Below are 14,631 nucleotides of genomic sequence, written 5' to 3'. Positions count from 1 at the left end.
TCTAGATAGGTCAGCGTGGCACCATGCCGACGGTTGGCGACTCTATGGCGTGTCACCGGTCCGCAGCAACACAATCCGCCGGACCCGACCCGATGTGTCGGCAACCGAACACCCCTCTGTCAAGGGCGTAAGGCCGTCGCACAGCAGGTTTCACGGGTGTGCGAATCGGTTGAAGAGTTACGTTCGTGGCGAGTTGAACGAGTGTCGCAAAGTGACCCGACACACACCCGACCGGACCTCACTGAACAAGGTCCGGTCGGGTGCGGGTGGTTGACGACCTGTGTTGACGTATCGCCTTTTGTCAGTCTGGAGTCAGCCGGAAAGTCGACTCTCGGGGCCGGTCCCGGGCCGCCGGAGCTCAGCCGAGCAGGGACTCGAGTGCCACGCTCTCCAGCCCGTGCGCTTCCGCGACCTCACGGTAAACGACCTTGCCGTCATGCGTGTTGAGGCCCCTGGCCAGCGCGGGATCACGGCGCAGCGCCTCGACCCAGCCTCGGTTGGCGAGCTCCACGATGTACGGCAGCGTGGCGTTGGTCAGGGCATACGTGGAGGTGTTGGGGACCGCACCGGGCATGTTGGCGACGCAGTAGAAGACCGAGCCGTGCACCGGGAAGGTCGGCTCGGCGTGGGTGGTCGGACGCGAGTCCTCGAAGCAACCGCCCTGATCGATCGCGATGTCGACAAGAACACTTCCCTGCTTCATCCGCGAAACCAGCTCGTTGGTGACCAGCTTCGGGGCCTTGGCGCCCGGGATGAGGACGGCACCGATGACGAGGTCGGCCTCGAGGCAGGCCTTCTCCAGCTCGAAGGCGTTGGAGACGACGGTCTGGATCTTCGTACCGAAAATCCTGTCCGCCTCCTTCAACTTGTTGATGTCGCGGTCGAGCAAGGTCACCTGGAAGCCCATGCCGATGGCGATCTGCGCGGCGTTCCAGCCGGAGACGCCACCGCCGATGACGACAGCCTTGGCCGGCAGGACGCCGGGGACACCGCCGGGCAGGACGCCGCGGCCGCCGTTGGCGCGCATCAGGTGGTAGGCGCCGACCTGCGGGGCGAGGCGGCCCGCGACCTCGGACATCGGGGCAAGCAGCGGCAGCGCACGGTTGGACAGCTCGACCGTTTCGTACGCAATCGCCGTGGTGCCGGACTCCAGGAGCGCGTCCGTGCACTCCTTCGAAGCGGCCAGGTGCAGGTAGGTGAAGAGCGTCTGGTCCTTGCGGAGGCGGTGGTACTCCTCCGCGATGGGCTCCTTGACCTTCAGCAGCAGGTCGGCGGTGGCCCAGACCTCGTCGGCGGTGGCAACGATCTGCCCGCCGGCCGAGACGTACTCGTCGTCCGTGATCGAGGAGCCGACGCCGGCGTTCTGCTCGATGAAGACCTGGTGGCCGTGGCGCACCAGCTCGTGCACGCCGGCGGGGGTGATGGCCACCCGGAACTCGTTGTTCTTGACCTCGCGGGGGATGCCGACCTTCACGTCGATCACGGTCCTTGACTCAGAGGGTTCTGGGCGATGCATGCCGAGGCGACGCAAGCCGGGGCAATGCAGGTCATACCCGGAAGCATGCGAGCACACCGGGAGACACCACGAAAGAACGCGGCGGAGCCAGTCTAATGAAGGGATTCTCTCTGTCTAGCCTTTCAATGCATCAATCTTCAGCTGATGTACTACGGATTTCGCAGGCGTTAGCGTCTTGTTCCGTGCCATCCAAGGTCGTCGCGCTCTCCGAGAGCTCCTCTCCCAGCATGCGCTCGGCCGCCGCACGGTGCAGTCGGGCGGCGGCAGGGTCGCCGAGCCGGTCCAGCGTGTCGGCCAGCCTGAGCTGCAACGCGGCCTGCAGCCGGACGTCCTCGGCGCGGCGCGCCCACTCGACCGCCTCCTGGCAGGTGCGCAGCGACTCCTCGGGGCGCCCCGCGTACTCCTGCACCCGTGCCAGCTCGCTCAACGCCCGGGCCTGGGCGGCCACATCGCCGTTCTTGCGGTGCCCGCCGACGGCGGCACGCCAGTTGCGCAGCGCCTCGCCGTAGCGGCCCGCGTAGGTGTGCGCGGTGGCGATACGGCCGTACAGCCGCGCCGCGTCCACCCGCTCGCCCCGCGCCAGGCGCTGGGCGAGTGCCCTGCCGTACCAGTCGGCGGCTCGGTCGTAGTCCCCCAGCTCCTGGTGGGCACCGCCTACGGATTCCATCGCGCGGCCGGTCGCATACGGGTCGTTCGCCTCGCGTCCGGCGTCCAGTGCGGCCCGGTAGCGCGCCAGGGCTTCCGCCGTGCGGCCGGTCTGCGCGTCCAGGTCGGCGAGGTTCAGCAGCGCCGCGGCCTTCTCGCGGGGCAGGTCTCGGCGCTCGGCGACATCGAGGACGAGCCGGTGGATGCTGTACAGCTCGGGCGCCGCGGCCCGGGTGCCGAAGTGGGTGACCAGCGCCCGCACCAGCGCGGCCATCAGCCGCCGGGCCAGGGTGTCCAGCTCCCCGTCCGCGACCGCGAGCCGGGCTGCCGCCAGCAGTGCGGGCTGGCGGATGCGCAGCCAGTCCTCGGCCGCCCTGGGATGGGGGAAGCGCAGCGCGCGGGGCATTCCGGCGAGCTTTTCGCGGGCGGGCGTGCTGTCGGTCTCGGTGATCGCGCGGCACGACACCAGCAGCCGTACGGTCCGCTCCAGCATCCGGGCGCGGGCCAGCTGCAGCTCGGCCGGCCGGTCCTCGGTCTCGGTGAGGTCGCGCAGCAGCGGCAGCAGGCAGCCGGGCACCTCGTACTGCGGCAACGGCGACTCGACGGCCCGGACGAGCCCGAGCGCGACGAAGTCGTCCAGCGTGCCGCGGGCGGCGTCCACCGAGCAGCCGACCAGCGCGGACGCGGTGTGCGGGTCGACGAGGCCGGCCGGAGCGAGCGAGAGCAGCCGCAGTGACCGCGCGGCGGTGCTCGACAGCGAGCCGTACGCGAGCCGGAAGACCCGGGCGAGCGGCGAGCCCTCGGCGCCGTCGCTGCGCAGGTGCCTGACGAGGTCGGCGACAGCCGAACCGGGCCGTGCCGCCAGCCAGCCCCCGGCGAGCACCAGAGCGGCGGGCTGGCCCGCGCACAGCTCGACCAGGCTCTCGGCGGCGAGCGGGTCGACGGTGATACGCACCGAGCCGGTGAAGCGGTCGAGGAGTTCGAGCGCGGACTTGGTGTCCAGGCCGCCCAGGGTGCAGGGGCGGACGTCCGCGATGCCGGTCAGCGGCCCTCCGGAGACCGCGACGACCAGGCACTCAGGTGTGTCGGGCAGCAGAGCGTCGACCTGCTCGGCGTCGGCCGCGTCGTCGAGCAGAAGCAGGGTTCGGCGGGTCGCGAGGGCTTCGCGCACGGCCTCGCTCAGGTCCTCGGGGGCGGCCCCGGGCGGCGTGGACAGCCCCAGCGCGGTGAGCAGCTCCCGTGCGGTGCGCGTGGTGGGCACCGGGGTCCCGTCGGGTTCGGTGAGCCGGGCACGCAGCACCCCGTCGGGGTAACTCTCGGCGACCTGTCGTACGAGCTTCTCGGCGAGCGCGGTGCGGCCGGAGCCGGGTTTGCCGGCGATGAGCAGCACGCGCGCGCGGGGTGCCTTACGGCCCGCGAGGGTGTCCAGGCCGGCACGTTCGATGTCGGCCCGGAGTTCCTTCAACTCTCTTGTACGGCCGAGGAACTGACCCTGTGTGGGAGCGGACCCGGCAGCCGGACGCTGCCCCTTGGCCGACACTTTCGTGCCGCCTGTGTCCACCGCCTGATCCGTCACGGGCCACGCTCCCGTCCCACCGCACGCGCAAGCCCGCCGGGACTCCGGTTCGGGCGTTTCCAGAGCCTAGTTCACGCTCTGCGACGATCCGGGAGGAGCGCGGCGGAGACGTCCCCCGATCGGATCAGCCGATCGTAGGACCGATGGCGCCGGAGCGGCGTCGGAGAAGTGCCGGGGGGTGTGCCGGGGGTTGTGCCGGGGGTGTGTCAGGCCTCGAAGGGCCGGGCCGGCCAGGGAGCCTCGGCCGGGCGCAGTGCGTCGAGCCCGTCGCCGCCGCGCGCGGCGAGCAGCGAAAGGACGCCCACGACGAGGCAGTTGTTGTGCAGGTCGCCGGCGAGCACGCCGCGTACGAGCTCGTCGACGGGGACCCGGGCCAGCTCCATGTCGGCTTCCTCGTCCTCGACCTCGAAGCGCTGCCCCTCGGCCTCGGACAGATTGCGGGCGAGGAAGACGCGCACGGCCTCGTCGCAGCCGCCCGGCGTGGTGTAGACGTCGGTCAGGACGCGCCAGCTCTCGGCCTTGACGTGCGCCTCCTCGTAGAGCTCACGCTGGGCCGCGTGCAGCGGGTTCTCGCCGGGGATGTCGAGAAGTCCGGCCGGGATCTCCCAGAGCTTGTGGCGCACCGGGTGCCGGTACTGGCGCAGCACCAGCACGCGGTCCTGGTCGTCCAGGGCGAGGACGGCCACGGAGCCGGGGTGGACCTGGTAGTCGCGGCGGGCGACCGATCCGTCGGGCATGACCACGTCGTCGGCACGGACGGAGGTCTTGTTGCCGACGAAGGGGGTCGCGGTGGCCCTGACGTCCCACTCCTCGGCGGTGTCCTTGATCGTCATGTCGCCCTGCTCCTCCTACACAAAACGCTGCACACAAAACGCCGCATACGAACGCCGCATACGAACGCCGCACACAAAACGGAAACCGGGGCACGCGCCGCAAAAGACGCGCACCCCGGCAACCGTACAACCCTTGTGTTACTTGCCCGTCTTCCGCTCGACCGCAGCCTTCACCAGGCCCGCGAAGAGCGGGTGCGGGCGGGTCGGGCGGGAGCGCAGCTCGGGGTGCGCCTGGGTCGCGACCAGGTAAGGGTGCACCTCGCGCGGGTACTCGACGTACTCCACGAGCTTGCCGTCCGGGGAGGTGCCGGAGAACTGCAGACCGGCCTTCTTCTCCAGCTCGGTGCGGTAGGCGTTGTTCACCTCGTAGCGGTGGCGGTGGCGCTCCTCGACGTACTCCTTGCCGTCGTACACCTCGCGCGCGATGGAGCCCTCGGCGAGCTTGGCGGGGTACATGCCCAGGCGCATCGTTCCGCCCATGTCACCCTCGCCCGCCACGATGTCGAGCTGCTCGGCCATGGTGGAGATGACCGGGTGGGCGGTGGCGGAGTCGAACTCGGTCGAGTTGGCGTCCGGGATGCCGGCCAGGTTGCGGGCGGCCTCGATCACGATGCACTGCAGGCCCAGGCAGAGGCCGAGCAGCGGGATCTTGTTCTCGCGGGCGTACTGGATCGCGCCGACCTTGCCCGACACGCCGCGGTCGCCGAAGCCACCGGGGATGCAGATCGCGTCGACGTCACCGAGCTGCGCCGCCGCGCCCGCCGGGGTCTTGCAGTCGTCCGAGGTGACCCACTTGATCTTCACGCGAGCCTTGTTGGCGAAGCCGCCGGCGCGCAGGGCCTCGGTGACGGAAAGGTAGGCGTCGGGCAGGTCGATGTACTTGCCGACCAGCGCCATGTTGATCTCGTGCTTCGGGTTGTGGACGCGGTCGAGCAGGTCGTCCCAGGTCGTCCAGTCCACATCACGGAAGGGCAGGTCCAGCTTGCGCACGACATACGCGTCCAGGCCCTCGGTGTGCAGGACCTTCGGGATGTCGTAGATCGAACGGGCGTCGGGGCAGGCGACCACGGCGGTCTCGTCGACGTCGCACATCAGCGAGATCTTGCGCTTGATGGCGGTGGGCACCTCGCGGTCGGCGCGCAGCACGATCGCGTCCGGCTGGATACCGATGTTCCTCAGGGCCGCGACCGAGTGCTGCGTCGGCTTCGTCTTCAGCTCCCCGGAGGGGCCGATGTACGGGAGGAGCGAAATGTGGACGACGAACACGTTGTCGCGGCCGACCTCGTGCCGGACCTGACGCACGGTCTCCAGGAACGGCAGCGACTCGATGTCACCGACGGTGCCCCCCACCTCGGTGATGACTACATCGACGTCGTCGGTCGCCATACGCCGGATGCGGTGCTTGATCTCGTTGGTGATATGCGGGATGACCTGCACCGTGTCGCCCAGGTACTCGCCGCGCCGCTCCTTGGCGATGACCGTCGAGTACACCTGCCCTGTAGTGACATTGGCGGAGCCGTCCAAGTCGACGTCGAGGAAGCGCTCGTAGTGTCCGATGTCCAGGTCGGTCTCGGCGCCGTCGTTGGTGACGAACACCTCGCCGTGCTGGAACGGGTTCATGGTGCCCGGGTCGACGTTCAGGTACGGGTCGAGCTTTTGCATGGTGACCCGCAGACCCCGCGCCTTGAGCAGCGCGCCCAGGCTGGAGGCCGTCAGGCCCTTGCCGAGGGAGGAGGCGACACCCCCCGTGACGAAGAGGTGCTTGGTCGTCGTGGCTGTGCTGTTTCGGAAAGCAGCGGGCGGCATGGCCAAGAGGGGGCTCCCGTGGTCGCGGTCTGGTTTGCGTATCGGCGTGGTGTCCGAAGATTTCCGGAGGTGCCGTCGCTGCGGTTCGGGGGACCCCTTTTGCCTGTTGTTTCCTTCGGGGGTGCCCACCGGTCCACGGGCTACCAGGGTATCAGCGACCCGGCGAGCCCGCGTCCGGCCACGCTCCGCACACGGGTCGACACGGGCTTCGCATGTCCCTCACTCGATCAGCCGACTCCGGTTACCGGGAGCGGCACGCGGATCTTCCACGTGCGTCGTATCCTGCTCGGACACTCACTGCCGAGCCCGGCCGGCACACGGCACCATCCCCGCCCGTATCCCGGAACAACGAGAGCTCGTCAGTTCGTTTCGCAACGACAATCGCACCGATAATTGACGTTCCGCGACGACGCTTTACCAACGTTCTAACGTTCAAGGTTCTAACGTTTCAACGTTCCCCTGTTCCCCTGACCGCAGAGCGACCGCCCTCCTGGGGCGACGTGGCCGTTCGACTGGAGATGCACGTGGCCGGGCGCATCGAGGACTACGCACTCATCGGAGACATGCAGACAGCGGCGCTGGTCTGCCGGGACGGCACAGTCGACTGGCTGTGCCTGCCCCGCTTCGACTCCCATGCCGTCTTCGCAGGACTGCTCGGCACGGAGGAACACGGATTCTGGCGGCTCGGCCCGGCCCACGCGGCCGACGCCAAACCCCCGACGGCGGCGCGCCGCTCGTACCGCGGCGACTCGCTGATCCTCGAATCCGAGTGGGACACCCCACGCGGCACGGTCCGTGTGACCGACTTCATGCCGCCGCGTGACGGCGCGCCACAGCTGATCCGGATCGTGGAGGGCGTCACGGGCCGGGTGCCGATGCGCTCCGCGCTGCGGATGCGTTTCAGTTACGGACGTGTGGTGCCCTGGGTGCACAAGCACGAGGGGCGGACGGTCGCCGTCGCCGGGCCCGACTCTGTGTGGTTCGACACGGCCTGTGAGACCTACGGCAAGGCGCTGACCACGTACGCCGACTTCACGGTGGCGCCCGGTGACCGGATCGCGTTCACCATCTCCTGGGAGCCCTCGCACAAGGAGCCGCCCGCGCTGCCCGAGCCGGAGCAGTCGCTGGAGGCCACCGAGGACTTCTGGCGCGAGTGGGTCGAGCAGTGCACGTACCACGGCCCTTACCGCGAGGCTGTCGTCCGCTCCCTGATCACGCTGAAGGCCCTGACGTACGCGCCCACCGGCGGCATCGTCGCCGCGCCCACCACCTCCCTCCCGGAGGAGATCGGTGGCGTACGCAACTGGGACTACCGCTACACCTGGCTGCGCGACGCCGCGATCACCCTCTCCTCCCTCCTGCGCACAGGCTACCGCGAGGAGGCCCGTGCCTGGCGCGAATGGCTGCTGCGCGCCGTCGCGGGCGACCCGGAGAACCTGCAGATCATGTACGGCATCGCGGGCGAGCGAGAGTTGGGCGAGGCGGAGCTCGACTGGCTCCCCGGGTACGAGAATTCGGGTCCCGTACGCGTCGGGAACGGCGCCGCGCACCAGCTCCAGCTGGATGTCTACGGCGAGGTCACCGAGGCCCTGCACCTGGCCCATATGACGGGCCTGTCCCGCAACGACTACGCCTCGCTCCTCCAGCTGAAACTGATCCGCTACCTCGAGAACCACTGGGACCAGCCGGACGAGGGCATCTGGGAGGTCCGCGGTCCGCGCCGTCACTTCGTGCACTCCAAGGTGATGGCCTGGGTCGCGGTCGACCGCACGATCAAGCTCATCGAGTCCGGTGACGCGGACGGCCCGCTGGAGAAGTGGCGCGAACTGCGCGACGACATCCACCGGGACGTGTGCGAGAAGGGCTACGACAAGGAGCGCAACACGTTCACACAGTCGTACGGCTCCAGGGAGCTGGACGCCTCGTTGCTGCTCATCCCGCAGATGGGCTTCCTGCCTCCGGACGACAAGCGCGTGATCGGCACCATCGAGGCGATCCAGCGCGAGCTGTCGACCCCCGACGGTTTCATCCTGCGCTACCCGACCACCGGCGAGGACGCGGGCGTGGACGGCCTCGAGGGCGACGAAGGCGCCTTCCTCGCCTGCTCGTTCTGGATGGCCGACGACCTCGCGATGATCGGCCGCGTGGACGAGGCCCGCAAACTCTTCGAAAAGCTCCTGGCCCTCAGGAACGACCTGGGCCTGCTCGCCGAGGAGTGGGACCCCCGCCTCCAACGCCAGGTAGGCAACTTCCCGCAAGCCTTCAGCCACGTGCCACTGATCGACACGGCACTGAGGCTGACAGCTTCGGGCGCCTACGGCGGCTGACAACGCGCAGAGGCACAAACCCGCGCCCCCTTCTGGGGACGCGGGAAACTGCGCGTGCTCAGGGCGCTGGGGGCTGGACGTCGTTCTTAGGGGGCGCGGGGAACTGCGCGTGCTCAGGGACGCGGGAAGCTGCGCGTTCTTAGGGCGCTGGGGGCTGGGCGTGCTTAGGGGCGCGGGGAACTGCGCGTCTTTCAGGGGCGCGGGGCTGTGACATTCTGCGGCTCCGCCGCGTGGGCGCGACCAGCCACGACCTACCCGCAGCTTCACAACGGCACCCACCCAGCGGAGCGCCTACGCTAAAAGCAGTCCTGTCCCCTCCCTGGAAGGGGCCGGCTGCCGTGTCCCCCTTCTCAAAAGCCCACACCGCCCTCGCCGCCCTCCGCACAGACCTGACCGGCGACGTATTCGCCCCGGACGACCCGGGATACGACGACGCCCGAAAAATCTTCAACGCGATGATCGACCGCCACCCCGCAGTGATCGCCCAATGCGCGGACGAGGCCGACGTGTCCCGCGCGGTCCACTTCGCACGGGACCTGGACCTGCACATAGCGGTCCACGGCGGCGGCCACAGCGTCGCGGGCATGTCACTCAACGACGGCGGTCTGGTCATCGACCTGCGCCGGATGCACACGGTGACCGTCCATCCCGGTTCCGAGACGGTACGGGTCGAGGGCGGCGCCGTCATGAGCCATCTCGACCGCGCCACCCAGCCGTACCGCCTGGCGACCACCGGTGGCCGGGTCTCGACCACCGGCGTCGGCGGCTTCGTCCTCGGCGGCGGAAGCGGCTGGCTCGACCGGACCTTCGGCCTGGCCGTCGACAATCTGCGCGGCGTCGAACTGGTCACGGCCGAGGGATCGACACTCCGCGCCACCGACGCGGAGAACCCGGAACTCTTCTGGGCCCTGCACGGCGCCGGCGGGAACTTCGGCGTCGCCACCGCGCTGACCCTGAAACTGCACCCGCTGCCGGAATTCTCGATCGCCATGATGATGTACCAGCGGGACATCGGCCCGGACGTGGTCCGCGTCTACCGCGAGATCATCGCGGCCGCACCACCGGAGGCCGGCGGTGGCGTCATCTATCTGACCGGACCGCCCGAGGAGTTCATCCCCGAGCACCTGGTGGGCAAGCTGCTGTGCTGCGGGCTCCTGGTGTACGCGGGCGGCGAGGAGGAGCTGCGCAAACTCGCCCAACCGCTGCTCGCGCTGCCGCACGAGGTCGAGATCCTCAAGGACCTTCCCTACGCAGACTTCCAGTGCATGATGGACGTTCCAGCAGGGCTGCGGAACTACTGGTCCGCGGAGCATCTCACCGGCCTGCCCGACGAAGCCGTGGACATCTTCTGCGCCCTCGGGAACGCGACGCCCGTACCCACCAATACCCAGCACGTACTGCTCCCCCAGGGCGGCGCGATCGCCTCGGGCCCTGACCACTTCCCGGTGCCGTACCGGGGCGCGTCGTGGACCGTGCACCCCTTCGGGGTCTGGGAGGACCCCGCGGACGACGAGCGCTGCGTCCAGTGGGTCAAGGACGTCCGAGCCAATGTCCAGCCGTGGAGCACCGGCGCCGTCTACCTCAACTTCATCGGCGACGAGGGCGCGGACCGGGTGGTGGCCGGCCTCGGCGCCGAGAACACTCGGCGGCTCGCCATGGTGAAAGCCCAGTACGACCGGGACAACGTCTTCCGCTTCAACCACAACATCGCGCCGGCGTAGCGAGCGCCGCAGACCTCGGACATGCCTCCGCAAGCCCTCCACCGGTAGCGTCCGCTGCATGGACAGCCGTTTGGACAGCCGTGACGACACCCAGGGCGCCGGAATCACCGTGCTGCGGGCTCTGGAGCTGCCCGGACTGCGCAGCGGGCTGCCGGAGATCCTCGCGGGCGCCGACCGGCTGCAGCGCACCGTGCGCTGGGTGCACGCGGGCGAGGTCCCGAACATCGCCTCGCTCCTGAAGGGCGGCGAACTGCTCCTGACCACGGGATACGGCCTCGGCACCCGCCCGGCCGACCAGCGTGCCTTCGTCCGTACGCTGGCCGAGCGCGGCATCGCGGCCCTCGTCGTGGAGCTCGGCCCGCGCTTCACCCGGCTGCCCGCGGCACTCGTGGAGACGGCTCGCTCCGCCGGTCTCCCCCTGGTCCAGCTGCACCGCGAGGTGCCCTTCGTCGCGGTCACGGAGGAGATCCACACCGAGATCGTCAACGGCCACTACGCGCTGCTCCAGCGGGCCGAGGAAGTGCACCGGCGCTGTACGGAGGCCCTGCTCGGCGGCGGCGGTGTACCCCAGGTGCTCGGCATCCTCGCGGACTTCAGCGGCAACCCCGTCTTCCTGGAGACTGCGGACGGACAGCTCCTGTACGCCGCCGGGGCGGCCGGCTCGGCGGGCGCCGATCCGCTCCAGGTGTGGGAGGGGCTGCGCGGCCAGCACAAGGAGGCTCCGCCCGCCGGGACGACCCTCGTGGACGTGCCGGGCGGCGGCCCCGGCCCGGGCTCGGTACGGGCCCGCCTGGTCCTGCTGCCCGTCAGCGCCCCGATCGCCCCCGTGCACCGGATCGCGGCGGAGCGGGCCGCGGGCATCCTCGCCGTCGTCCTGATGCAGGCCCGCCAGGAGGAGGAGCTCGCGGCGCGCGGACGCGGTGACTTCCTGACCGACCTCGCGGAGGGCCGGATCGAGGCCGAGGACGCCCCGGCACAGGCCCGCGTACTCGGCTTCAAGCCCGGCGGCAGCCCGCTCCTGCCGGTCGTCATGCGGCTCGCCGAGAGGCTGTCCCCAGGAGGCGGTACCGCCTCCGGGGGAGGCTGGGCCGTCCTGGCACGCGCCGTCGCGGAGGAACTGGCCTCGGTGGGGGTGCCGGTCCTGCTGGGCGTACGTCCGGTCGAAGGCCGCGTCCCGCTGCTCCTCGGGCTGCGTTCGGAGTCCGAGCGCTCGGCGGTCGCGGACCGGGTCGCGGCCGCCTTGCGGGCCGGTGTGGAGCGCGCGGGGATGCAGCGGCCCGGTGCACAGCCGCCGGTGGTCGTCGTCGGGGTCGCGGGCGGCTGGGCGGCGGCTTCGGCGGGCCTGCGGCACGCGGCGGAGACGGCGACGGCGGCGCAGGGCCTGTCGGACCGCCCCTGGTACGACGCGCGCCGCCTGGACATCGACCTGCTGCTGTGGCGGCTGCGCGACCACCCGGACCTGGCTGCCTTCGTGGACCGCGCGATCGGCCCCCTCCGCGACCACGACAACCGCTCCAAGCCGCCGCTCCTGCCGACCCTGGAGACGTACTTGGCGCACGCGGGCCGCAAGGCGGAGACGGCCCGCGAGCTGCACCTCAACCGGCAGACCCTCTACAACCGCCTGGCCCGGATCGGGGAGTTGCTGGGCACCGACCTCGACGACCCGCAGACGGTACTGGCGTTGAGCCTGGCCCTTCGCGCGCGCAGGCATGTGCCGTAGCCCAGGGGCCGCGGTCAGCCCAGGGGCCGGTACTGCGTCAACTCGTCGTAGACACTCAACACTTGGGCGACGTTCTCGTCCTCGGTGGGCCAGGTGGCCGCCTGCTGAACGCCCTTCTCCTTGAGCAGCTCGCGACTCGCCGGGTCCTCAAGGAGGCGTGCGACGGCTTCGGCGAGCGCCTCCGCGTCGCCGTACGGGACGAGTTCGGCCGCGTCGCCGACCAGTTCGGGGATGCCTCCGACAGCGGTCGCCACAAGCGGTACGCGCGCGTGGAGGGCCTCTTGGGCGAGGACGGAGCGGGATTCCCAACTGCTCGGCAGCAGCGCGAGATCGGCGGCCAGGAGCAGTTCGGAGACGTCGTCGCGCCGCCCGAGGAGCCGGACCGGGAGTTCCTCGTCCTCGATCCGCCGCTGGAGGACCGTACGCTGCGGCCCCTCACCGGCGATCACCAGGAGCGGCACGGGATCGAGGGCGCGCCACGCGCGCGTGGCATCCAGCAGGGTGTCGTACCCGCGGTGCCGGTCGAGGGAGCCGACCGCCATGAGCAACGGGCGCTCGGTGGCACCGAGTTCGGCCCGCGCCTTGTGGCGGAGCCGGTCCGGGTCCCCGTACTCGACGGCCTTGCGCGGCGTCGGGAGGGCGACGGCGGCGAGCCGGGCGTCCCGCGCCCCCCTGCGGCGGGCGCGATCCACCAGGTCGGACGAGGTCCCCAGTACCACGGCGGCGGCTTTGGCCACCCTCCGCTCCAGCAGGCGCAGCAGATGGGCGCGCGCCCCCTCGGCGTGCGAGCGGGTGTGCCAGGTGACGACGAGCGGGATGCGCCGTCCGCTGAGCGCGAGCGCGGCCCGCAACGCGGCGTGCAGTCCGTGCGCGTGCACGAGGTCGGCGTCCGCACAGGCCGTCCGCAGCGCGGCCACGGAGGTGGGGTCACTGCTGCGCGGTACCGGGATGTGGCGGGCGCCCACGCCCGTGAATCCGTACACACGATCGGCAGCGGAGGGGGCGCACACGGTGACCCGCACCCCCCGGGCGACGAGGCCCGAGGCCAGCGACCGCACATGCGCGCTGCTGCCCGCGCTGCCGCCGCCGAGCACCTGCACGGTGCGCAGCGGCGACTGGCCGTGCGGTGAGTGGCTGCTCACGTGGCTCACGTGGCCGGGGCTCCTGGTTCGGCGTCGGACGGTCACGAAGGAACGTACAGAAGGATGCAACAGAGACGTGCGGAAAGACGTGCGGAACGATGTGCAGAGGGACGTGCAGAAGAAGGATGTGCAGCGGGCGTGTACCGCACGTCGCGCTGCACGTACTACGTCAAGGATGCCAGGCCGCACGGGTGTTCCGGGACAGCCATCGGAGCACGGTTCCCGTGCCATCGGCCAACTCGACGACGTCTGTCACTCACACGAGTGAGAAAACCCGTGTTTTCGGGCACGGTTGTCGAGCGCGGGTGCGAGTGAGACGTTGCGGTGATGTCACCGGCGATGTGGGGCCGACCTGGGGTGCCGCGGGGTTGACCGCCGGGCGTGCGAAGCCTCGCGGAGCACACGGTCACACGCACCCTTCCCCACACACCGGCGCACACCCTCTCAGCACCTCTCAGCGCGCCTCAACACCCCTCGACGCCCTCTGCACGACAGGCCGCCCCTCCGCTCACCCTCACCCCAGCGACCGCGCCAGGTCGCTGACCTTCTCCCCGTACACCGTCGCGGCCACCACCGCCGCGGCGTGGGCGACCAGCCCGGCCCGGCCGTTGCCCGCGACGATGGCGGTGCCCAGCGCGGCGCCGAGCGCGTGGGCCCCGGTGTCGCCGATCATCGCGCGCTCGCCGAGGTCGTCGGGGAGGACGGCCACCGCCGCACCCAGTGCCGCGGCCGACAGCTGCCCTGCGGGCCCGCCGCGCAGCAGCCCGGGCGCGCTCAACGCGAGCGCGGCACCGGCAGCCCTGCCCGGGCGGACATCCACCAGGTTGACGAAGTGTGCGCTCCCGGCGATCACGACCCCCGCGAGCAGCTTGTCCAGGAGACGCTCCTTGAGCAGCGCCCCCGCCACCAGCCCCGCGGCCGAGATCCCGAACAACTTGACCGCCCCGCTGGTCACTTCGCCGTCCCGCAGCGCCCCCAGGTGCGCCCGGAACCCACGCCGCGGGTCATCCGCCCCGGCGACATCGTCGTACGCCCCGCACGCACCGGCGGCCAGGACGGCGAAACCGGCGCCGCGATGGGCCCGAGCCGCACCGAGCGCCGCTCCCACGGCAGCGGCGGGCCCCGCGTACAACTCGACGGTCCGCCCTGCGTAGTTCTTGCGCTCCCAACGGGCGGGGCCGCCGGGTGCTGTGGAGCGGAGGGCGGTGATGCTCGCACGGGTCAGCGCGGCGACCGCGGTGAACGTGGCGCTCCGGCCGGCAAGTGCGATCATGCGACCACCTTAGGGGCGCCCGCAAAGCGGGCCCGATGCGGGGACTGCGGAGCAGTCCCGAAGGGGGGCGGG

Annotated in this window: 9 protein-coding genes; 3 read left to right on the top strand and 6 right to left on the bottom strand. The window is 70.7% G+C overall.

From position 1 onward, the window contains the following. Window positions 1-358 precede the first annotated feature (358 nt). The 4 genes from ald to ACX28W_RS24780 form a co-directional block, all read right to left on the bottom strand. On the bottom strand, window positions 359-1,483 hold the full coding sequence (ald, locus tag ACX28W_RS24795; RefSeq protein ID WP_459001544.1) for an alanine dehydrogenase: 1,125 nt from the start codon (window positions 1,481-1,483) through the stop codon (window positions 359-361). Between the two features lie 163 nt (window positions 1,484-1,646). Further along, window positions 1,647-3,737 (bottom strand): tetratricopeptide repeat protein, encoded by a 2,091-nt coding sequence (locus tag ACX28W_RS24790; protein WP_459001543.1) that lies wholly within the window; start codon window positions 3,735-3,737, stop codon window positions 1,647-1,649. A gap of 206 nt (window positions 3,738-3,943) precedes the next feature. Next, window positions 3,944-4,570, bottom strand: a complete 627-nt coding sequence (locus ACX28W_RS24785) for an NUDIX domain-containing protein (RefSeq protein WP_459001542.1) — start codon at window positions 4,568-4,570, stop codon at window positions 3,944-3,946. 138 nt (window positions 4,571-4,708) lie between these two features. After that, complete coding sequence (locus ACX28W_RS24780; protein ID WP_459001541.1) at window positions 4,709-6,376, bottom strand: CTP synthase; 1,668 nt, start codon at window positions 6,374-6,376, stop codon at window positions 4,709-4,711. A 518-nt stretch (window positions 6,377-6,894) separates the two neighbouring features. On the opposite strand from ACX28W_RS24780, the gene ACX28W_RS24775 reads away from it, so the two are divergent. The 3 genes from ACX28W_RS24775 to ACX28W_RS24765 all read left to right on the top strand — a co-directional run bounded on the left by ACX28W_RS24775 (window position 6,895) and on the right by ACX28W_RS24765 (window position 12,144). After that, complete coding sequence (locus tag ACX28W_RS24775) at window positions 6,895-8,703, top strand: glycoside hydrolase family 15 protein (protein WP_459001625.1); 1,809 nt, start codon at window positions 6,895-6,897, stop codon at window positions 8,701-8,703. A gap of 338 nt (window positions 8,704-9,041) precedes the next feature. Then, window positions 9,042-10,424: an FAD-binding oxidoreductase gene (locus tag ACX28W_RS24770; RefSeq protein ID WP_459001540.1), complete on the top strand. Its 1,383-nt coding sequence runs from the start codon at window positions 9,042-9,044 to the stop codon at window positions 10,422-10,424. 58 nt (window positions 10,425-10,482) lie between these two features. Further along, a complete protein-coding gene (locus ACX28W_RS24765) occupies window positions 10,483-12,144 on the top strand; it encodes a PucR family transcriptional regulator (protein WP_459001539.1) in 1,662 nt (553 codons plus the stop codon). Window positions 12,145-12,158: 14 nt separating this feature from the next. Here the strand turns inward: ACX28W_RS24765 and ACX28W_RS24760 are convergent, their stop codons facing one another. Continuing rightward, a complete protein-coding gene (locus ACX28W_RS24760; RefSeq protein WP_459001538.1) occupies window positions 12,159-13,295 on the bottom strand; it encodes a glycosyltransferase family 4 protein in 1,137 nt (378 codons plus the stop codon). A 505-nt stretch (window positions 13,296-13,800) separates the two neighbouring features. Then, a complete protein-coding gene (locus ACX28W_RS24755) occupies window positions 13,801-14,559 on the bottom strand; it encodes a hypothetical protein (protein WP_459001537.1) in 759 nt (252 codons plus the stop codon). Window positions 14,560-14,631: the final 72 nt, after the last annotated feature.

This window comes from Streptomyces sp. SD15 (genome assembly GCF_054462255.1).
This window is presented reverse-complemented; position numbering and strand designations above follow the sequence as displayed.

What these genes read in the sequence shown, in the direction of transcription:
- ACX28W_RS24780 (WP_459001541.1), bottom strand. Translation starts at nt 6,376, where the DNA reads ATGCCGCCCGCTGCTTTCCGAAACAGCACAGCCACGACGACCAAGCAC.
- ACX28W_RS24785 (WP_459001542.1), bottom strand. Translation starts at nt 4,570, where the DNA reads ATGACGATCAAGGACACCGCCGAGGAGTGGGACGTCAGGGCCACCGCG.
- ACX28W_RS24765 (WP_459001539.1), top strand. Translation starts at nt 10,483, where the DNA reads ATGGACAGCCGTTTGGACAGCCGTGACGACACCCAGGGCGCCGGAATC.
- ACX28W_RS24775 (WP_459001625.1), top strand. Translation starts at nt 6,895, where the DNA reads ATGCACGTGGCCGGGCGCATCGAGGACTACGCACTCATCGGAGACATG.
- ACX28W_RS24755 (WP_459001537.1), bottom strand. Translation starts at nt 14,559, where the DNA reads ATGATCGCACTTGCCGGCCGGAGCGCCACGTTCACCGCGGTCGCCGCG.